Below are 20030 nucleotides of genomic sequence, written 5' to 3'. Positions count from 1 at the left end.
CTGAGTGGCGCCGGGCCAGTGTCCCGCGCCGGAAGTCCGCCGCTGAAGTCCCTGCCGTTCGTGCCGCACGCGGGGCGCTTTCGTACTCTCCACGCGCACGAAAGCGCCCCGCGTGCGGTTGATGACGGCGTGGCTGAGGCCCCGCGACGTTGATGAGGGGAGCTTTCCCAAACCTGAGGTTGATGAAAGCTCCCCTCATCAACCTTCATACTTTGATGACGAAATTCCGGCGCAGGACACTAGGCCTGGGCCTCGGGCGGGCCTGGCACCGTGCGGGTCGGATTGCGTTGGTGTGTCGCGTTCCAGCGGGGTGGTCACCAGTGCGCTCAGGTCGCCTTGCGCTTGCTGCGCGGCTTGAGTCCCGCCGCGTCTCGCCTGGGCCTCGCCTCTGGCGCTCTTCTGGTCGGCACCAATCCCACCCTGCCATCGGCCATTTCCGTTCTCCAGGGCGCCTCGTTCGGCCCCTTGACGGGCCCCGGACACGACGAAGGGCGGCCGGGCCGGTGGCCTGGCCGCCCTTGTCAGGCGTGCGTGCGCGCTGGGGTCAGCCGCGTGCCTTGAGGCGCGAGCGCTCGCGGCCTCGCAGGTTCGCGTCCAGGGTCACCTTGCGGACGCGGATGACCTCCGGGGCCACCTCCACGCACTCGTCGGAGGCGCAGAACTCCAGCGCTTCCTCCAGCGAGAGCTTGCGGGGGCGGGCCAGGGTCTCCATCACGTCTGCCGTGGAGGAGCGCATGTTCGTGAGCTTCTTCTCGCGGGTGATGTTGACGTCGAGGTCCTCGGCGCGCGGGTTCTCGCCCACGACCATGCCCTCGTAGGCGTCGGCGCCCGGCTCCACGAAGAACGTGCCGCGGTCGGCCAGCTGGATCATCGCGTAGGCGGTGATGGAGCCGGTGCGGTCGGCGACCAGGGAGCCGTTGTGGCGGGTGCGGATCTCGCCCGCCCACGGGGCGTAGCCCTCGGAGACGGCGTTGGCGATGCCGGTGCCGCGGGTCTCGGTGAGGAACTCCGTGCGGAAGCCGATGAGGCCTCGCGACGGGACCACGTAGTCGAGCTTGATGCGGCCGGTGCCGTGGCCCGACATGTTCTCCATGCGGCCCTTGCGGTTCGCCAGCAGCTGCGTGACGGCGCCGAGGTGCTCCTCGGGGCAGTCGACGGACAGGCGCTCGAACGGCTCGTGGACCTTGCCGTCGACGGTGTGCGTGACGACCTGGGGCTTGCCCACGGTCAGCTCGAAGCCCTCGCGGCGCATCTGCTCGACGAGGATGGCCAGCGCCAGCTCACCGCGGCCCTGCACCTCCCAGGTGTCCGGGCGCTCGGTCGGGAGCACCTTCACGGACACGTTGCCGACGAGCTCGGCGTCGAGACGCGCCTTGAGCACGCGAGCCGTGAGCTTGGTGCCGCCGTTGCGACCCGCCAGGGGCGAGGTGTTCACACCGACGGTCATCGAGATGGCCGGCTGGTCGACCGTGATCCGGGGCAGCGCCTCGGGGGTCTCGGCGTCGGCCAGCGTGTCACCGATGGTGATGTCCGAGATGCCGGCGATGGCGACCAGGTCACCCGCACGAGCGAACTCGGCCGGGACGCGGTCCAGCGCCTCGGCGATGAGGAGCTCGGTGATGCGGACCTTGACCGGCTCGCCGTCCTCACGGCACCAGGCGACGGTCTCGCCCTTGCGCATCGTGCCCCGGTGGATGCGGCACAGCGCGATACGGCCGAGGAACGTCGAGGCGTCGAGGTTCGTGACGAGCGCCTGCAGCGGGCCGTCGACGTCGACGTGGGGAGCGGGGATGTGGTCGAGCAGCACCTGGAACAGGACGTCCAGGTTCTCCTCGTCCGGCTGGCCGCCGTCCTCGGGCTGGTTCAGCGACGCGCGACCGGCGCGTGCCGAGGCGAAGACGACCGGCAGGTCCAGCACGGACTCGTCGGCGCCCACCTCGGTCGCGAGGTCGAGCAGCAGGTCGTGGGCTTCCTCGACGACCTCGGAGATCCGGGCGTCGGGGCGGTCGACCTTGTTGACCAGCAGGATCACCGGCAGGCCGGCCGCGAGCGTCTTGCGCAGCACGAAGCGCGTCTGGGGCAGCGGGCCCTCGGACGCGTCGACCAGCAGGACGACGCCGTCGACCATCGACAGCGCACGCTCGACCTCGCCGCCGAAGTCGGCGTGGCCGGGGGTGTCGACCACGTTGATGATCACGTCGCCGTCCGGCGTGTGCCTGCGCACAGCCGTGTTCTTGGCGAGGATCGTGATGCCCTTCTCCCGCTCGAGCTCGCCCGAGTCCATGACCCGGTCGACGAGCTCGGCACGCGCGGAGAAGGCGCCAGACTGGCGCAACATTGCATCGACCAAGGTGGTCTTACCGTGGTCGACGTGCGCGACGATCGCGACATTTCGCAGGTCAGTTCGCGTCTGAAGGACAGACGCGGTGGCCGTGGGCACGCAGAACTCCTAGAGCTTCGAAGGCGTTGGAGGGGCTCGCGCCGGACACTTCGATGCGCAGGGCCACTACTGATACTACCGGCTGCGTCGCCATTACCACACAAGAGTGCCAGTGAACTGAGCCTCACCTACTCTAGCGATACGTGGCGGAGTGGAGTTCGAACAGTGGGCAAAAAGCTCAAGAAGAAGTGCTGCCGGTCCAAGCCCCAGTGCAAGCGCTGCCCGGTCCCGTTCCTGCTCAAGGAGCGTGACAAGGCCAGGAAGAAGGCCGCGAAGAAGGCTGAGAAGGCGGCCAGGAAGGCTCTGAAGAAGGCCGCCTGAAGCCCTCTGGAGGCCGCCGTGCGCGGGGGCCTTCTCCAGCGTCGCTCGACCGCCGGACGGCCCGCGCACAGGTGTCGAAGCTCACCCGAACAACACGATCGCCGGGTCCCGGACGCGCGGCGCCACCCCGGTCGCCCAGCGCGGCGATCGAGTGGCCGGCCTCACCGGAGCCCTAGGACTGCAGCACGGCCTCGTTGAGCTTCAGGAGCTCGGGCGCCGTTCGCGTCGCCTCGAACTCGCAGATCTCGTACTTCACCAGTTTCTGCTCGGCCCACGGGTCCGTGGCGAGCAGCGCCTCGAGCTTGCCCCGGGGCATGGGCCGCGTGATGATCACGCCGCCCGTCCTCGGCACCTGACGCCCCGAAGCGAGGAAGAGACCTCGCTCGTACTGCTTCTCGACCCAGTTCCGGTGGTCGGGGAGGGCGTAGTCGATCTGTTCCAGTGGCGCGGCGTACTTCAGCAGCACGATGAACATGCGTTGACGGTAGACCTATACTCACCATCGTGCGCACGATGAACGCCTACTGGTGGGCCGCTTTCAGGCGGCCGGAGTAGCTGCGCGCAGACACCACCACTGACGCGTACACGAGCCGCCCGGACGGGCGGCTTTTTCGTGCGTGTCGTCCGAGGCGGTCCTTCACGAAAGGACCACTCATCATGATCCGGCTCTCCGCCATCACGCCCTCCGGCCAGGTGCACCCTGGGCAACTACCTCGGCGCGCTGCGCACGTGGGCCCGTGAGGGCACCGACGACGACGTGTACTTCATCAGCGACCTGCACGCGATGACGTCGTCGCACAACCCGCAACGGCTGCGATCCATGACGCGGGAGCAGCTCGCGGTGCTCATCGCGTCCGGCATCGCCCCTGCCAGCGTGTGCGTGCAGAGCGATCTGATCCGCGAGCTGGGAGCGCTGAACTGGGTGCTGGAGTGCACCTGCACCTACGGCGAGGCCGCGCGGATGATCCAGTTCAAGGAGAAGTCGCTCGGCCGCGAGTCGGTGCGGCTGAGCCTGCTGACCTACCCGGTGCTGATGGCCGCGGACATCCTGCTGCAGGGCACGGCGGAGGTGCCGGTCGGCGAGGACCAGCTCCAGCACGTCGAACTGGCCCGCGCCCTCGCCCGTCGGTTCAACCACGCCTACGGCGACGCGTTCATCGTCCCGACCGCGGTGGTGCCGAAGGTGGGGGCGCGCATCAAGGACCTCTCGGACCCGGCGCGCAAGATGGACAAGTCGGCGCAGAACTCCGCGGGCGTCGTCTTCGTGCTCGACGACCCGGACCTCGTGCGGCGCAAGGTCCGCAGGGCCGTGTCGTCCACCGAGGGCATCGCGAACCTGACCGAGATCCTCGCCTCCTGCACCGGCAAGGAGCCCGAGGACTTCACGAGCAGGTTCTCCGACCTCAAGAACGTCGTGGCCGAAGCGGTGATCGAGGAGCTCCGTCCCGTGCGCGACCGCACGCTGGAACTGCTCGCCGACCCCGCCGAGCTGGACCGGATCAGGGCGTCCGGCGCGGAACGGGCCCGCGAGCGCGCCCAGCACCGGCTGAACGCGGCCCTGCGCCTGTCCGGGCTCAGTTGAGGAGCTGCTGAAGGGCCGGCACCAGCACGCGATCGGCGGGCAGCCAGTCCAGGCCGGGAAGCTCGCCGGCGGTGACCCACCGGACAGCGTTGTGCTCCAACGCCTCCGGCTCACCTCCGGCGAGCTCCGCGGCGAAGATGCGCAGCACCACGTCCTTCTTCAACGGCACGTCCGGCCCGACCTGCTCGCCGACGACGACGGGAACACCCAGCTCTTCCACGCATTCGCGCACCAGCGCGTCCGCGGGCTTCTCCCCCGGCTCGACCCGCCCGCCGGGCAGTTCCCACTGCCCCGCATGGCTTTCCGGGTAGGAGCGCTGCTGCGCCAGCAACCGTCCACCCCGGACGATCGCCGCACCCACCACGACCCTGGCCGCGCGCAGCTCCTCGCACCGCCGGGCGAGCAACGCCGAGCGCTTCTCCAGCACCCGCAACGCCATTCCGCGCCCGACCGCCACGTCCGCGAACCGGCCGACGACACCGCGTACCGAGGTCCAGGAGACCCGGTCGACCACCATCGTCCCGGCGCCGGTCGTCACGAGATCCGTGTGCAGCTCCAGGAAGTCACCGGCCGCGGACACCCCGGACAGGTCGGCGCGCGTGACCGTCAGCCGCACCCCGAACGGCCCGGTGAGCACGTCACCCAGGCACAGCAGCGGGCCCGGGACCCCCACCCCGAACCCCGCGATCAGCGAGGTGTCCAGCAGGGCACCCGCGACGACGGGGACAGGCGCGTCGACCAGCGCCGACGCTCGCAACTCAGGCACCAGAGCTTGCTACCAGGACGGCCAGCGGATCTCCAAACGCGCACCACCGGCAGGTGACTCCGCGGCGCGGACCGTCCCGCCCCTGCGTTGCACGAGGTGCGACACCAGGGCCAGGCCGAGACCGAACCCGCCGGACCGGCGGCCGCGGTCCTCCTCCACCCGGTAGAACCGGTCGAACACCTTCGCGCGGTGCTCGGCGGGGATGCCGTGGCCGTCGTCGTCCACGAGCAGCCGCACGTCCCGCCCGACCGGCACCAGCGTGAGCGTGATCGTCGAGTACGCGTACCGGGCGGCGTTGCGCAGCAGGTTGTCCAGCACCAGCTCGACCTCGGAGCGCCTGGCCGACACCAGGCACGCCGACGGCGGGGCGGTCAGCCGCACCAGCAGCTCCGTGTCCAGCCGGGAGATCGCCGCCTCGGCCTCCAGCACCAGGTCCACGGCCTCGGCGCGCGGTGGCGCCGCCGTGTCCGCGCGGGCCAGGATCAGCAACGACTCCACCAGGGCGCTGAGCCGGATCGACTCCTCGACCACCGACTCCAGCACCTCGATGGAGAAGTCGGGATCCGGGTGCGCCACCGCGACCTCGGCCTGCGCCCGCACGGACGCGACCGGCGACCTCAGCTCGTGCGCCGCGTCCCCGGTGAACCGCCGCAACCGGTCCGAGGCCTCGTCGCGCCGGGCCAGCAACGCGTTCAACGCCTCGGCCAGCGCCTGCAGCTCGTCGCGCGACGGCGGCACCGGCAGGCGTTCGCCGTGCGGCAGCTCCCCCGCCGCGACCCGCATCCGTTCGACCGGCCGCAGCGACGAGCGCACCGACAACCAGGTCGCGATCCCCACCAGCCCGGCCACCAGCACCGCCGCGACGGCCAGCCAGCGCGAGCCGAGCGTGTTGGCCTTCCCGTACCCCAGCAACGTGCTCGCGTAGACCTCCAGCCGGGGCGTCCCGTCCCCGGAGAACACCACCTGCCCCCGGAACCGGAGCGCGGACTCCCCCTCCAGCCGCAGCACGGGCTCCCCGGACCGCAGGGCCCGGATGTCCTGCGCGGTCAGCGGGAGCGGCGGCTTGCCGTCCACCGGCACACCGGCCACGTCCAGCACCCGAGGCGGCGACTTCTCCAGCTCCTGGTCGACCGCGGTGATCTGGATCAGCCCGATCAGCGAGGGCGCCAGGCCCGTGAAGGCCAGCAGGCAGAGCAACGCGACCCCGGTGGCCACGACGGTGATGCGGAAGCGCAGCGAGCGCCGCAGCCACCAGCCAGGACTCACTTGTTGCCCAGCGCGTTGTCCAGGTCCGGCGTGGACGCGATGTACCCGTGCCCGCGGATGGTCCGCACGACCTCACCGGCCCCCACGGCGTCCAGCTTGCGCCGGAGGTATCCCACGTAGACCTCGACGGCGTTGCGGGTGGCGGCCTGCTCGTCTCCCCAGACGGTCCGCAGCAGCTCGTCCTTGGTCACCACGGACCCCGCCCGGGACGCCAGCACGTCGAGCACCGCGTACTCGCGCGGCGACAGCGACACGTCCTGCCCGGCCCAGCTGACCTCGCGCAGCCCGCGGTCGATGACCAGGTGTCCCAGCGTCAGCTTCCGGCGCGCCCCGCCACCGCGTCGCAGCAACGCCCTGACCTGGGCGACCAGCACGACGAAGCTGAACGGCTTGACCAGGTACCCGTCGGCGCCGAGGTCGAGGCCGTCCGCCTGGTCGACCTCCCCGTCCTTCGCGGACACCATCAGCACGGGCGTCCGCACCCCGTCGGCCCGCATGCGTTGCAGCACGCGGTACCCCGACAGCCCGGGCAGCATGATGTCGAGCAGCACCACGTCGAAGGCCCCCGTCAGCGCCACCCGCAGCGCCGTGGGCCCGTCGGACGCGGTGACGACCTCCATGCCCTCAGCGGAAAGTCCGCGCTCCAACGCCCGGCGCACGCCGACTTCGTCGTCCACGACCAGCACTCGAGGCTTCACGGGTCACAGCATGACGGGCCCGGCTCTCAGCTGCGCGCAAGATCTCAGCCGTCTCTCAGAAATCATCGTCGCTCAGGCACAAAACCGCAGGTGGGAGTAGTCTCAGCACCATCTCAGCAACCCACCACCAAGCTATGGGTACAAGCCCTTGGAGGAGGGGACCAACTGATGAACAAGCGAAAGGTGACCCTGGCCGCTGCGGCGGCCGGTGTGATCACCGGTGTGGCAGGGCTCAGCCTTGCCGCCATGCCAGCGGGTGCGGGCCAGCCGCCATCACTCCCGGACGTGTCCGCGGAGTCACTCGTGCAACAGGTGCTGACGAGCAAGCCGGGTGCTTTCGGCGGAACGGTGGAGGTCGACAACAAGCTCGGCCTGCCGTCGCTCGCCGAGATCCCGCAGCTCGCCGACGGCAAGCACAGCGCGCGGATCTGGACGGACGGCAACGGCAAGTTCCGCGCCGCCCTGCCGAACGGCCAGTCCGAGCAGACCATCGTCAACGACGGCAAGACCACCTGGTCTTGGAACTCCGCGGACAACGAGGTCACCAAGGCCGAGCACAAGGCGGACCAGCCGAAGCCGGACGAGCAGAAGGCCCAGTCGGTCGACCCGGCCGCCGCGGCCAAGCAGGTCGTCGGCCTGACCAAGGAGTTCAGCGACATCACCGTCGACGGCACCGCGCGAGTCGCGAACCGTGCCGCCTACGAGCTCGTGCTGACCCCCAAGGCCAGCGAGAAGACCCTGATCCGCGAGGTGCGGATCGCGGTCGACGCCGAGCTGAAGATGCCGTTGCGCGTGGCCGTTCTGACCAACGGCGCGAGCGAGCCCGCGGGCACGGTCGGCTTCAAGGAGATCAACGTCGGCGCGCAGGACCCGAAGCTCTTCGAGTTCACGCCGCCGGCCCAGGCCAAGGTCACCACGCCGGAGGCCAAGGAGGAGAAGGGCCGCGACCGCAGGCCGGAGCTCGGTGTCGAGCAGGCGTTGCAGGGCAAGGACCCGCAGATCTTCGGCACGGGCTGGGACACGGTCGTCGGCGCACGCATTCCGGCCGAGGCCATGACCCAGGTTCCCGCCGAGGCGCAGGGCCTGGTCGACAAGTTCACCAAGAAGGTCAGCGGCAACTGGGGTAGCGGCCAGGTCTTCACCACGAAGGTCGCCACGATCCTGATCGCGGACGACGGCCGTGTCGTCGCGGGCGCCGTGCCCGAGCAGGTCCTGTTCGACACGATCGGACAGGTGAAGTGACCACCTCGACCAGCGCGCCGGTGACAGCGCCCAGCAAGACCGCTGTCGCCGCGCGGACCAAGGGGCTGCGCAAGGAGTACGGGAGCACGGTCGCCGTGGACCGCGTCGACCTCGAGCTGCCGGAAGGTGCCGTGCTCGGCATGCTCGGGCCCAACGGGTCCGGCAAGACGACCACGATCCGGATGCTGCTCGGGTTGGTCCGCCCCACGCAGGGGGAGATCGAACTGCTCGGAAGGCCGCTGCCAGAGGGAGCCGAGCAGGCGCTGCCGCACGTGGGCGCGCTGGTCGAGGGTCCGGGGTTCCACCCGTTCCTCAGCGGACGGGAGAACCTCGTCAGGTGTGCCGCGTTCGAGCCTCTGCTGCCTCGCAAGGAGATCAAGCAGGCCGTTGAGGACGCCATCGAACGCGTCGGGCTCGCCCAGGCGGCCCACCGCAGGTACCGGGGGTACTCGCTCGGCATGAAGCAACGTCTCGGCCTGGCCGCGGCGTTGCTCGTGCCGCGCAAGCTCGTCGTGCTCGACGAGCCGACCAACGGCCTCGACCCGGCCGGCACGCGGGAGATCCGCAAGATCATCGGGGACCTGCACGCGGCCGGCAGCACCGTCCTCGTCTCCAGCCACCTGCTGAGCGAGGTCGAGGCCACCTGCACGCACGTCGCGGTGCTGCACCGCGGCACCGTGGTGGCGCAGGGAGAACTGACCGAACTGCTGCAGGCGGGCGGCTCGGCGCTCCAGGTGATCACCCCGGACGTGGAGACGGCGCTGAGCGCGTTGCGGCAGGCCAAGATCTCCGCCCGCCCGCTCGGCGACGGCCTGCGGGTCGAGCTCGCCGGGACGAGTGCGCCGCAGGTGATCGAGACCCTGGTGCAGGGCGGCGCCCGCGTCTTCGAGGCGACGCGCTGGAAGACCGGTCTGGAAGAGCTGTTCGCGCGGCTCACCGAGGCCGAGGAGGCCGAGCGCGGGATGTCCGCTGTGGACACCCTGGACGGGGGACGGCGATGATCACGCGGCAGTTCGGTTCCGAGGTGCGCTGGATGCTGCGCCGGCCGCGGACCCTCATCGGGTTGTTCGGCCTGGTCCTCGTCCCGATCATCATCAGCTTCGGCATCTGGACCGCGAGCGACGAGGGCGAGGGCGGCGGCGGGCCTCCGGGTCTCGGCGCGATCCTGCAGGGCAACGGCATGGTCGTGCCGATCTTCACGTTGTTCCTGTCGCTCAACCTGCTGCTGCCGCTGGTGGCGTCGATCTGGGCGGCGGACGGCCTCGCGGGCGAGGCCCAGCACGGCACGTTGCGCGGCCTGCTGGTCGCACCCGTGTCGCGCGTGCGGCTGCTGTTCGTGAAGCTCTTCGGCCTCACCGCGATGTCGCTGTTCGCCGTCACGCTGATGGCGGTCGTCGGCATCATCTCGGGCACGGCGTTCCTCGGCAACGACGGCATGATGACGCTGTCCGGCACCACGCTCTCGACCGCGGAGGGCCTGGTGCGCATCGGTCTGTTCATCCTGCTGGTGACGTTCCAGATGGTGGCGATCGGCGCGGTCGCCCTCGCCGTCTCGTCGGCCACCGAGCACCCGCTCGTGGTGCAGGCGGCGACGATGACGACGATCATCGTGTTCCAGGTGCTGGGGCAGTTCACGTCGCTGGACTGGCTGCACCCGTTCCTGATCACGACGGGCTTCCCGGGGCTGATCGACGTGATGCGCGACCCGATCCCGTGGGAGCAGATCGGCGACAGCACGCTGCTCGCCGGGTGCTACCTGCTGATCGGCACGGGCCTCGCGGCCATCCGCCTGGTCACGAAGGACAGCTAGCCACCTCACATCAGGTTGATGAGGGGAGCTTTCATAAACCTCAGGTTTATGAAAGCTCCCCTCATCAACCTCAGAATCCCGACGTTTCGGACAAGATTTCTGGCCAGGTGCTAGCGGAACCCGCCCTCGCTGTTGATCACCTGACCGGTGATCCACTCAGCGTCGTCGGTGCACAGCCAGGAGATCAGCCGGGCGGCGTCGTCCGGCTGACCCCAGCGGCCGAGGGGCATGCGTTCGCGCACCCACTCCCTCGTCTCCTCGCCGGCGTAGCCGGTGTCGGTCGGGCCGGGGTTCACCGCGTTGACGGTGATCCCCTGCCTGATCAGCTGGTGCGACAGCGTCGGCATGATCCCCACCAGCGCGGCCTTCGACGCCGCGTAGGCGATCTCACCCGGCATCGGCCCGAGGTTCTGCCCGGACGTCATGAACACGACACGTCCGCCCGCCGCCCCGTCGTGCTGCCGGGCAAACGCTTGCGCCAACAGGATCGATGACCTCATGTTCACCGCGTAGTGCGCGTCGATCTTCTCCGCGTCCAGTTCGCCCAGCGCACCGTCGGGCCCGCTGCTCGCGTGGTTGCACACCAGCACGTCGACACGCCTGTAAGCCTCGACCGCCGCCGCCACCACCTGGTCGGGCGCGTCCGGCAGAGCGAGGTCGGCACCGACGTGCTCGACGCGACCGCCGATGCCCGCGACCACGTCCTCGATCGAGTCCGCGCCCCACGGCCGCTCGGCGTCGTGCGCGACGTGGTGCTGCACGAACAGATCCGCGCCCAGTCCGGCCAGCCGCCGCGCGATCGCGTAGCCGATGCCCTGCCGCCTGCTCACGCCCGTGACGAGCGCGACCCGTCCTTCGAGAGATCCCATAGACCCCACAGCTAACCGATGCGGGCGACGCCGTCCAAGTCAATTTCGAGCCGGACCCGGTCCCCGATCTCGGTCATCGGGCCCACGGCCTCGTACTCCTCGCCGTCGATGTCCACGAGCAGCCGCACGTGATCGCGCCGATGGACCCGCTCCACCACCGTGCACTCGATCAGCCCGTCGGAGTCGACCCGCAGCGCCGTTGCCCGCAGCCCGACCCGTTCCACGTCCAGGCCCACGAACGAGCCTGGGACGAACTTGGTGCAGCCCAGGAACTTCGCCGTCTCCACGTCGACCGGCGAGGACCACACCTCGGCCGGCGGGCCGACCTGGACGATCCGGCCGCGCGACATGATCGCCACCCGGTCGGCCAGCGTGAAGGCCTCGTCGTGGTCGTGCGTCACGACAAGAGCCGTCGTCGCGGCCTCGCGCAGCAACCGCGCCAGGTCGACCGCGAGCTGTTCGCGCAACGCCCTGTCCAGCGCCGACAGCGGCTCGTCCAGCAGCAAAAGCCGGGGCGAGGGAGCCAGCGCCCGCGCCAGCGCCACGCGTTGCTGCTCGCCGCCGGACAGCTGCGTCACCCGGCGATCGGCATAGCCTTCGAGCCCGACCAGTTCCAGCAGCGACAGCACGCGCTTGTCCCGCGCCTCGCGCTCGACCTTCTTCATCCGCAGGCCGAACGCCACGTTCCCGGCGACCGTCCGGTGCGGGAACAGCTGCCCGTCCTGGAGACCAGGCCGAACCCGCGCCGGTGCACCGGGACGCCGGCCAGGTCGGCGGTGTCCCAGGAGACGGACCCCGAGGTGGGCTTCTCCAGCCCGGCCACCGTGCGCAGCAACGTCGACTTGCCGCAGCCCGACGGCCCGAGCAGGGCCACGACCTCGCCGTCCGCCACCGACAGCGACACGTCCGACACCGCGGCTGTCTGTCCATAACGGACGGTGATCGAGTCCAGTTCCAGCACCATCAGAACTCCCCGCTGCTCGGCACGCGCAACCGCTCGATCAGCAGCACGCACCCGACCGTCACGACCATCAGCAGCGCGCACGCCGCGTAGGCCATCTGGCTGTTCAACTCCCCCGGCCGCGACATCAGCCGCGCGATCACCACCGGCAACGTCGGCGCGTCCGGCCTGGCCAGGAAGCTCGTGGCCCCGAACTCCCCCAAAGCCACGACGTACCCGAACCCTGCCGCCGCCACCAGGGACCGCCCGACCAGCGGGAGGTCCACCTCGCGCCACACCCGGACCGGCGAGGCGCCCAGCGTCGCCGCGGCCTGCCGCAGCCGTTCGTCGACGGCCCTCAGCACCGGCAGCACCATCCGCACGATCAACGGCGTCACCACCAGCGCCTGCGCCAGCGGCACCAGCATCGGCGACGTCCGGAAGTCCCCCGGCAGCGCGTCCATCGTGATCAGGTACCCGAAGCCGACCGTCACCGCGGACACGCCGAGCGGCAGCATCAACGCGGTGTCCAGCACCTCGGCGAAGCGGGCGCCCGACCGCCGCAACCCGACCAGCACGACGGCCGAGAACACCCCGACCACCAGCGCCACCAGGGTCGCGTCGAACGCCGTCCGCAGCGAGTTCACCGCGGCGTCGATGCCGGTGACCGCCAGCGTGCCGCGGTCGCCGCGCGTGTTCAGCGCCACGTACCCGGCGAAGCTCCATCCGTCCCTTGTGGACAGTGAGCGCGTCACCAGCCCGACGACCGGCGTCAGCAACGCCACCACGACGGCGAACGCGGCGAGGACCACGTACCACTCGCCGCCGGACGGCGGTCGCGCCAGCTCTTCCCTGTCCCGCAACGCCAGCGCGGTCTCCCGCCGGCGCCGGGCCAGCGCGCCGAGCACCAGCACCGCCAGCACGGCGGCGAACTGCAGCAACGACAACGCCGCCGCCCCGGACAGGTTGAACAGCTCGACCGTGCGCAGGTAGATCTCGGTCTCGAGCGTCCGGTACCGCGACCCGCCCAGCACCAGCACGACACCGAAACTGGTGGCGCAGAACAGGAACACGACCGCGGCGGCCGACCCGATCGCCGGTGCCAGGGCGGGCAGCACGACCGACAGGAACGCCCGCGGCCGCGAAGCACCCAGTGCCCGGGCCGCGTCCTCGGCACGCCGATCCGTGTGCGCCCACAGCCCGCCGACGGTCCGCGCGACCACGGCGACGTTGAAGAACGCGTTGGCCAGCACGATCGGCAGCACGCCGCCATCCGGCCAGAACGTGCGGAAGGCCAGGCCCACCACCACGGTCGGCAGCACGAACGGCACCATCACGGCGGCCCTGATCAGCCCGAGCCCGCGGATCCGGCACCGCGCCAGCACGAACGCCAGCGGCATGCCCGCGACGACCGCCACGACCGTCGACGCCAGCGCCTGCCCCAGGGTGAAGCCGACGAGTTCCCAGGTGTCGCTGTCGGCCAGCGCCGGCAGCACACCGCCTTCGCGCAGCCCGAGCGACACGATCGCCAGCACGGGCCACGCGAAGAAGAGGGCCAGGAAGGCCAGCGGCAGCAGCGCCGCCGCCGACCACCCCGTGCGGGAACTCAGCCCTGCACGAGCTTGCGCCACTGCTCGACCCATGCCTCGCGGTTGTCCTTCACCTTGTCCGCGGGAAGCGACTGCGGCGAAGACGGCAACGGCGCGTCCTTGGCCCACGACTCGGGCAGCGCGACACCTTCACGCGACGGGTAGACGTACATCTGCTCGGCCACCTGGGCCTGGAACTTCTCACCCAGCAGGAAGTCGAGGACCTTCTTCGCGTCCTCGGGGTTCTTGGCGCCGGACAGCACGCCCGCGTACTCGACCTGGCGGTAGCAGGTGTCCAGCACGGCCTTGGTCTTGCCGCCCTCGGCCGACGGCGACGACGCGTAGGACACGACGATCGGCCGGTCGCCCTTGGTCGCGGAGAACTCCTGGTTGTAGGCCTCTTCCCAGCCGCTCACGACCTTGACGCCGTTGGCCTTGAGCTTGGTCCAGTAGTCCTGCCAGCCGTTCTCGCCGTACTCGGCGATCGTGCCGAGCAGGAACGCGAGACCGGGCGAGGACGTGGCCGGGTTCTCGACGACCAGCTTGTCCTTGAACTTCGGGTCGATCAGGTCGTCGTACGACTTGGGCTCGGCACCGCCGAGCTTGGCCGGGTCGATGTTCAGGCACACGTCACCGACGTCGACGGCCTGCAGGCGGTTCGAGTCGTCGGCCTTGTAGCGCTGCGCGCCCTTCGAGGCCTCCGGCGAGGCGTACTCGGCGAACACGCCCTCGTTCAGAGCCCGCGAGGCGAACGTCGAGTCGACGCCGAACGCGACGTCGCCGATCGGGTTCGACTTGGTGAGCACCAGCTTGTTCGTGAGCTCGCCCGCGTCACCGCTCGCGAGCTGCTTCACGGTGATCCCGGAGGACTTCTGGAACTCCTCCAGCACCTCCGGCTTCACGGCGAACGAGTCGTGCGTCACCAGCGTGACCTCGTGCGACTGCGGTGCGGTCGAAGTACCGGCCGAACAACCGGTCAACGCCACAGCGGTGACGACGGCAGCGAAAATCCTTCTCACAGCAACCTCTCCCTACGCCGGTATGACCCGGATCAGGTGGACGGTCGAGGGCTTGCGAGCCCTCCTCTCAGCCCGGCGCTTCACCGGACTCCCGTGGTAAACGCGCAGCCTACGTGACGTGGTGGGACGATCAGGACATGGCCGAGCTGTTGAGCGACGATCAGTTGGACCACATCCTGCCCAAGCTGCCCGGCTGGTGCCCCCAGGACGCGGCGCTGGTCCGGACCGTGGAGCTGCCGAGCTTCTCCCAGGCGATCGCGGTCGTGAACCGGATCGCGGAGATCGCGGAGAACGACAACCACCACCCGGACATCGACATCCGGTACAAGACACTGACATTTCGCCTGAGCACGCACTACAAGGGAGGAATCACCGCGCTCGACGTGTCCCTCGCCGAGGAGATCGACGGGGTCCTGGACGCGATGAGCTGATTCGGTCAAGACGTGTGCTGCTCACGGCCTGTGGACCGCCGGCGCACCTCGTGGAGGCCCGCGTCAGCCGGCGACTCGGCTGGGTTCGCCGTCGGCAGCTTCCTCGTCGCCGGGCAGCAGCTCGTTCCTCTTGCGCCTGGTCGCCAGCCCGATCGCGACCAGCGTGAGCATGCCCGCGGCCGGATAGCCCCAGCCGAGCAGCACGAAGTACCAGGGTCGCGGGAAGTCCCAGATGTTCGGCTGGGCGAGCAGCAGGAACGAGATCAGGTAGCCGCCGGTCAGCAGGACCCACAGGCCGGCGGTGATCTTGCACAGCAGGTGTCCGCCCTCGTAGATCAGCCACAGGAGGGCGGGCACCATCCACACCCAGTGGTGGCTCCACGAGATGGGCGAGACCAGCAGGCCGAGCATCTGAACGCTGACGATCAACGCCAGCGCGTCCTTGGTCCTGCTGACCGCGAACCACGTGAGGGCGGCCACGACGAGCACGGCGACGATGTAGATCGGCCCGGTCTTCACGTCGTAACCGACCGTACGGCTCAACGCACCTCGCAGTGACTGGTTGATCGCGCTGCCGACCGGCCCGACGCGGCTCGCGTCACCGAGCAGCTGGAACCAGAACTTGTCCGACTGGGACGGTGAGATGGCCCACCCGATGCCGTACACCGCGACAAAAGCGACGAACGACCACACGGCGGCCATCCATCGGCGCTGAATGAGGAAGTACAGCCCGGAAATCGCGGGCGTGAGCTTGATGCCGGCGGCGAAACCCACACCGGCGCCGCCCACCCAGTTCCGCGCGCTGGCGAGCGTGCCGATCAGGATCGCGACCAGCACCAGGTTGATCTGGCCATAGTTGAGCGTGGTGCGGACCGGCTCGATCCACAGCGTCAGCGCGGTCCACATCATGGCGCGGCGCGGGTCCTGCAGCTTGAGCAGCTTCAGGCTGGTGCGCACGATGAAGTAGAGGCAGCCCAGGCAGAGCAGCTGCCAGATCCAGCGCGACGCCTCCCACGGCACCCAGCTCATCGGCGTGAAGATCGCGGCCGCGAACGGCGGGTAGGTGAACGGCAGCGGGAACACGTCCGCGTACTGGTCGAGCCGCCACTCGTAGAGGTCGCCGGAGAACAGGTGCGGCGACCCGTTGCGGTACACCAGGAGGTCGATCATGGTCATCTTCGCCTGGAAGGCGACCATGAACAGGTGCCCGGCGACCGACAACGCGAGCAACCACGGTGCTACGGAGAGCACACGCGCTTCCACAGCACGGAGTTTCACCCAGAAAACGTTACCCGAGGCAACGAAACGGGGTACCCCGGCGTCATTAGGAACGGGAGAGATCGCAAGAGGGAGTTTTTCTGATCATGTCTGTTGATCTTGTAGTTGCCGCTGTCGCCGCTCTGGCCATGCTGGGGGTCGCGTTCGGAGTGTTCGCCGCTGCCGCACGCACGAAGAACAACGTGTAAGCCGTTCTGAGACATGAAGAAGGGGCAACCTCCCATGTGGAGGTTGCCCCTTCACCGTCTCCGAGGGGGGAACGGTGTTTTGGTACGGCGTTTAGAAGTAGTGCGCCCGGCCGCCGATCGGCTTGCCGACCGCGCCCAACACGGCGAGAATCGCGCCGATCACCAGCAACACCACGCCAAGCGTCGTCAGGATGCTGATACCAGCAAGCCATCCGACGACGAGCAGGATCAGTCCGAGGACGATCATGACACCTCCAGGTGGGGAATCCTGTTCTAGGGCTACCCCGCCGAGGTCGGTACAAACCTCGCTTCATACATTCGTCACCGATAGAATCAGCTCGCGGGGCCTGCCGCACTCCCGCGCTGCTGAAATGGATCTCCCCCAGCTTGGCCGGCAGCGCCAGCTCGTCCCCGCGGCGGGGTGCACAGCCGGGAGTTGCCGGGGTACCGCGACGTGGGTGGGGACCGCGCCGCTGAGCACCTGCTCATGCGCCTCGCGCAACCACCGGGGTCCACACGAGTTCGTCGGCCGGACATGCGGGCCTCCTGATGGACCGCGAGAGCCTCCGCCTGCTGACCCGCCCGGTGCAGCGCGAGCACCAGTTGGGCCCAGAACGTCTCGCGCAACGGGTTTACCGCACCAGCGACCGCAGTTCCGGCACCAGCACGTCGGCGGAGCGGGGCAGGTCCTCGTCGATTCGGCGTTCCAGCGCGACGACCTGCTCTTTCGCTGGCAACGCTCGGTCTCAGCCCGCCGGAACAGCGACAGGCTCGCGTCGAGCAACACTTCCCAAGGCCCCAGCACGCAGTACTCGACGATCACCCCGGCCGAGTTGAGTGTGCGACTCGGCACTACACGCTCAAGAGCTTCGATCGACCGAAGCGAGCAGATCTCGTGCCCGCTGGATCTCGTCCTGGTAGTTCTCCCGGTCCCGCGCGCGCTCGGCGACGGCCAGTGCCTCGGTGAGACACTCTCGCGCCCGACCTGGCTCACCGGCCTCGATGAGTGCCGCCCCCAGCATGATCAGGCAGTCGGCCACGTCCGTCACCGCGCGCATCTGCCGCCACACCAGCACCGCCCGCTCGTAGCTCTCGACGGCTTCGGCGTGCCTGCCGAGGCCGAGGTAGATGTCGCCCAGCGCCTCCTGGTTCCCGGCGGGTCCGGCGTCCTGGCCGTTGAACTCGGTTTCGGCGAACTTCTCCGCTGCTCGCTGACAGAGCTCGAGCGCACGGATGCCGTCGCCCACGTCGTGGTGTGCCCTGCCCAGCGCGGCCAGATGGCGGCCCACCTCGTAGCTGTCCTGGTGGTCCGCCATGCGCGGATGGATCTCCGCCAGCACGTCGAGCGCTTCGGCGAAGCGGTCCTGCTTCGCGTACGAGAACGCGAGGCCGCGCCGCAGGTGCGCCTCCGCGAGGAGGTCGCCGCCTGGCTGCGCGCAGCGGATCGCTTTCAGCAGGTGGACCTCGGCGGTGTCGAATTCGTTGAGGCTGATCTGCGCGGAGGCGATTCTGCGGTGCATCAGGCTCTGGGCGTTGAAGTCACCGAGACGTTCCGCCGCCGCCAGCCCGAGGCGGTGCCCCGCCACGGCGTCGTGGATGTGGCCCTGCCGGGAGAGGTAGTCGTGCAGCGTGAACATCGTCTTCCAGGCGAAGTCGTCCGCCCTCAGCTCTCCCGCTCGTTCCACGGCGCTGAGCAGTACCCGGTACTCCGCGCCGAACCGAGCCCACGCAGCGTCCGCGTCCGCGACCGGCTCGAGCAGCACGGCCGGCGCGGGTGGCTCCGTGACGATCGGCGCGGAGTTGAACTGCAGCAGCCGCCAACTCGCGTGCGCGGTGTGCAGGTAGTGGTCGAACATCCGGCGCAACGCCTCGGCCCTCGGCTCGGCCGGCAGCTCGGCCGCCCGCTCCGCCGCGAAGTCGCGCACCAGGTCGTGCAACGCGAACCGGCCGTCGGCGCCCGTGTCGAGCAGACTTCCCGCGACGAGTTCGGCCAGCAGCCGCCGCGTCCTGGGCAGTGGCAGCCCGGCGAGGCTGGCCGCCGCTGCCGCGCCGAAGTCCGGGCCGGGGTGCAGTCCCAGGAGGACGAACAACCATGCGGCGTCCTCGCTGAGCGACCGCAGTGACCAGGAGAACACCGCGCGGACGCCGGTGGAGTCGTCGACGTCCAGCGCGTCGAGCCGTTCGCCCGCCAGCTCGTCGGCCAACGAGGTCAGCGAGTCGTCGTACGCGGCACGGGCGGCGACGATGCTCAGCGCCAGCGGCAGTCCCGCGCAGTGCACCACCAGTCGCGCCGCGGCCCCGCGCTCGGCGGCGACCCGCTCCGCACCGATCCGCGAGATCAGCAGGTCGAGCCCACCCCGTTCGTCCAGGACGTCGAGCGCGATCGGCCGCGCCCCCTCCCGCGCCACCAGGCCGCGCAACTGGTTGCGGCTCGTGACCAGCACCAGGTTGGAGGCGCTGCCCGGCAGCAACGGCCGGACCTGGTCGGCGTTGCGGGCGTTGTCCAGCAGCAGCAACACCCGGCGCGACGCGAGCACCGACCGGTAGTGCGCGGTCAACGCCTCGTCCGACCGCAGGTGCGCGAACGACACGCCGAGAGCCAGCAGCACGTTGGTGATGGCGACCAGCGGCCGCACCGGCTCTGCCCGCGAGTCGAAACCGCGCAGGTTCACGTAGATCTGGCCGTCTGGGAACCGGTAGGCCACCTGGTGCGCCCAGTGCACCGCGAGCGAGGTCTTGCCCACGCCGCCGATGCCGTTGATCGCCGCAATCAACACCGGCTCGTCCCGCCGCGCGTGCAGCATCTCGGTCAGCCGTGCCAGCTCCTGTTCGCGACCGACGAACTGCGAATGCGTGAGAGGGAGCTGCCGAGGAACCACGGGCGAGGTGGGCACGTCACCTCTGAGGACCTGCTCGTGCGCCTCATTTAGCCGTTGCCCGGGATCCACGCCGAGCTCGTCGGCCAGGTGCCCGCGGACCTCCTGGTAGACCGCGAGCGCCTCCGCCTGCCGGTCGGCGCGGTGCAGGGCGAGCATCAGCTGGGCCCAGAAGGTCTCGCGCCACGGGTGCTGCCGCACCAGCGACCGCAGTTCCGGCACCAGCACGTCGGTGGCACCGGCGAGGTCGATGTCGATCCGGCGTTCCAGCGCGACGACCTGCTCCTCCACCAGCGGCGGCACGTCCTCGCGGTGCAGCGACTCCGACGTGACGTTGCCGAGCACCGGCCCGCGCCACAGCTCCAGCGCCGCGCGGTACTCGCCCTCGGCGGCGAGGCGGCGGAACACGGCCAGGTCGAGCCGGCCGGGGCCGACCGCGGCCGAGTAACCGCGCGACGACGTGCGGACGCAGTTGGCCGCGCCGAGCGACTGCCGCAACCGCAGCACAACGGTCTGCAACGTCTTGTGCGCGCGGTCGGGGGCGGGCGGCTGGCCGTCCCACACCCGTTCGACCAGCTCGTCCACCGACACGAACTCGTTGGCGCGCAACAACAACGTGGCGAGCAACACCCGGCCGCGCCCCGCAGGGACAGCTACGGGTGCACCGTCGAGCAGTACCTCGAGGGGCCCCAGTACCCGGTACTCAACTCTCACG

General features: G+C 69.8%; 17 protein-coding genes, 2 pseudogenes and 1 riboswitch. Of the genes and pseudogenes, 6 read left to right on the top strand and 13 right to left on the bottom strand.

Annotated features, from left to right (window positions below; translation table 11 throughout):
* Nucleotides 1-544: 544 nt before the first annotated feature.
* The gene (gene typA, locus LX88_RS09700; protein WP_090065633.1) at nucleotides 545-2440 is read right to left on the bottom strand and encodes a translational GTPase TypA; all 1896 of its coding nucleotides are present in this window, start codon (nucleotides 2438-2440) and stop codon (nucleotides 545-547) included.
* Between the two features lie 165 nt (nucleotides 2441-2605).
* Between typA and LX88_RS09695 the strand changes: the two genes are divergently transcribed.
* Nucleotides 2606-2761, top strand: a complete 156-nt coding sequence (locus LX88_RS09695; RefSeq protein ID WP_176929698.1) for a hypothetical protein — start codon at nucleotides 2606-2608, stop codon at nucleotides 2759-2761.
* Nucleotides 2762-2933: 172 nt separating this feature from the next.
* Here LX88_RS09695 and LX88_RS09690 read toward each other — a convergent pair whose 3' ends face one another.
* On the bottom strand, nucleotides 2934-3236 hold the full coding sequence (locus LX88_RS09690; RefSeq protein ID WP_258947391.1) for a YciI family protein: 303 nt from the start codon (nucleotides 3234-3236) through the stop codon (nucleotides 2934-2936).
* 182 nt (nucleotides 3237-3418) lie between these two features.
* On the opposite strand from LX88_RS09690, the pseudogene trpS reads away from it, so the two are divergent.
* Nucleotides 3419-4343 (top strand): annotated as a pseudogene (trpS, locus tag LX88_RS09685) (tryptophan--tRNA ligase).
* Here trpS and LX88_RS09680 read toward each other — a convergent pair.
* Genes LX88_RS09680 through LX88_RS09670 form a run of 3 tightly spaced genes read right to left on the bottom strand, consistent with a single transcriptional unit; the run spans nucleotide 4336 to nucleotide 7073 of the window.
* Entirely contained in the window at nucleotides 4336-5109 is a 774-nt protein-coding gene (locus tag LX88_RS09680) for a (deoxy)nucleoside triphosphate pyrophosphohydrolase (protein WP_258947390.1), read from the bottom strand. The pseudogene trpS and the gene LX88_RS09680 sit on opposite strands and share 8 nt — an antisense overlap.
* A 9-nt stretch (nucleotides 5110-5118) precedes the next feature.
* Nucleotides 5119-6375, bottom strand: a complete 1257-nt coding sequence (locus LX88_RS09675; RefSeq protein ID WP_090065630.1) for a sensor histidine kinase — start codon at nucleotides 6373-6375, stop codon at nucleotides 5119-5121.
* Nucleotides 6372-7073: a response regulator transcription factor gene (locus LX88_RS09670; protein ID WP_258947389.1), complete on the bottom strand. Its 702-nt coding sequence runs from the start codon at nucleotides 7071-7073 to the stop codon at nucleotides 6372-6374. Before LX88_RS09670 ends, LX88_RS09675 begins: the two co-directional genes overlap by 4 nt.
* Nucleotides 7074-7241: 168 nt before the next feature.
* Here LX88_RS09670 and LX88_RS09665 point away from each other — a divergent pair, with 168 nt between their 5' ends.
* Genes LX88_RS09665 through LX88_RS09655 form a run of 3 tightly spaced genes read left to right on the top strand, consistent with a single transcriptional unit; the run spans nucleotide 7242 to nucleotide 10125 of the window.
* Nucleotides 7242-8315, top strand: coding sequence for a LolA family protein (locus LX88_RS09665; protein ID WP_258947388.1), 1074 nt, complete (start codon nucleotides 7242-7244; stop codon nucleotides 8313-8315).
* Nucleotides 8312-9316 carry an ABC transporter ATP-binding protein gene (locus tag LX88_RS09660; RefSeq protein WP_258947387.1) on the top strand — a complete coding sequence of 335 codons (1005 nt, stop codon included), beginning with the start codon at nucleotides 8312-8314 and terminating at the stop codon, nucleotides 9314-9316. Before LX88_RS09665 ends, LX88_RS09660 begins: the two co-directional genes overlap by 4 nt.
* Nucleotides 9313-10125: an ABC transporter permease gene (locus LX88_RS09655; RefSeq protein ID WP_258947386.1), complete on the top strand. Its 813-nt coding sequence runs from the start codon at nucleotides 9313-9315 to the stop codon at nucleotides 10123-10125. The genes LX88_RS09660 and LX88_RS09655 overlap by 4 nt, the downstream gene beginning before the upstream one ends.
* A gap of 110 nt (nucleotides 10126-10235) precedes the next feature.
* Here LX88_RS09655 and LX88_RS09650 read toward each other — a convergent pair whose 3' ends face one another.
* The 4 genes and pseudogenes from LX88_RS09650 to LX88_RS09635 all read right to left on the bottom strand — a co-directional run bounded on the left by LX88_RS09650 (nucleotide 10236) and on the right by LX88_RS09635 (nucleotide 14542).
* Nucleotides 10236-10994: an SDR family oxidoreductase gene (locus LX88_RS09650; protein WP_258947385.1), complete on the bottom strand. Its 759-nt coding sequence runs from the start codon at nucleotides 10992-10994 to the stop codon at nucleotides 10236-10238.
* Between the two features lie 11 nt (nucleotides 10995-11005).
* Nucleotides 11006-11958 (bottom strand): annotated as a pseudogene (locus LX88_RS09645) (ABC transporter ATP-binding protein).
* Nucleotides 11958-13577: an ABC transporter permease gene (locus tag LX88_RS09640; protein WP_258947384.1), complete on the bottom strand. Its 1620-nt coding sequence runs from the start codon at nucleotides 13575-13577 to the stop codon at nucleotides 11958-11960. Before LX88_RS09640 ends, LX88_RS09645 begins: the two are co-directional and overlap by 1 nt.
* A complete protein-coding gene (locus LX88_RS09635; protein ID WP_372511227.1) occupies nucleotides 13541-14542 on the bottom strand; it encodes a thiamine ABC transporter substrate-binding protein in 1002 nt (333 codons plus the stop codon). Before LX88_RS09635 ends, LX88_RS09640 begins: the two co-directional genes overlap by 37 nt.
* A riboswitch (TPP riboswitch) is annotated at nucleotides 14533-14647 on the bottom strand. It overlaps the preceding gene by 10 nt.
* Before the next feature lie 32 nt (nucleotides 14648-14679).
* Between LX88_RS09635 and LX88_RS09630 the strand changes: the two genes are divergently transcribed.
* Complete coding sequence (locus tag LX88_RS09630; protein ID WP_258947383.1) at nucleotides 14680-14973, top strand: 4a-hydroxytetrahydrobiopterin dehydratase; 294 nt, start codon at nucleotides 14680-14682, stop codon at nucleotides 14971-14973.
* Between the two features lie 63 nt (nucleotides 14974-15036).
* Here the strand turns inward: LX88_RS09630 and LX88_RS09625 are convergent, their stop codons facing one another.
* The 4 genes from LX88_RS09625 to LX88_RS09610 all read right to left on the bottom strand — a co-directional run bounded on the left by LX88_RS09625 (nucleotide 15037) and on the right by LX88_RS09610 (nucleotide 20029).
* Nucleotides 15037-16251 (bottom strand): mannosyltransferase, encoded by a 1215-nt coding sequence (locus LX88_RS09625; RefSeq protein ID WP_258947382.1) that lies wholly within the window; start codon nucleotides 16249-16251, stop codon nucleotides 15037-15039.
* A 279-nt stretch (nucleotides 16252-16530) separates the two neighbouring features.
* Nucleotides 16531-16686 (bottom strand): DUF6131 family protein, encoded by a 156-nt coding sequence (locus LX88_RS09620; RefSeq protein WP_090007203.1) that lies wholly within the window; start codon nucleotides 16684-16686, stop codon nucleotides 16531-16533.
* An 86-nt stretch (nucleotides 16687-16772) separates the two neighbouring features.
* Nucleotides 16773-17039 (bottom strand): hypothetical protein, encoded by a 267-nt coding sequence (locus tag LX88_RS09615; RefSeq protein ID WP_258947656.1) that lies wholly within the window; start codon nucleotides 17037-17039, stop codon nucleotides 16773-16775.
* A 260-nt stretch (nucleotides 17040-17299) separates the two neighbouring features.
* The gene (locus LX88_RS09610; protein WP_258947381.1) at nucleotides 17300-20029 is read right to left on the bottom strand and encodes an AfsR/SARP family transcriptional regulator; all 2730 of its coding nucleotides are present in this window, start codon (nucleotides 20027-20029) and stop codon (nucleotides 17300-17302) included.
* Nucleotide 20030 lies beyond the last annotated feature (1 nt).

The organism is Lentzea californiensis, from assembly GCF_024648825.1.
Lineage (GTDB): Bacteria > Actinomycetota > Actinomycetes > Mycobacteriales > Pseudonocardiaceae > Lentzea > Lentzea californiensis.
This window is presented reverse-complemented; position numbering and strand designations above follow the sequence as displayed.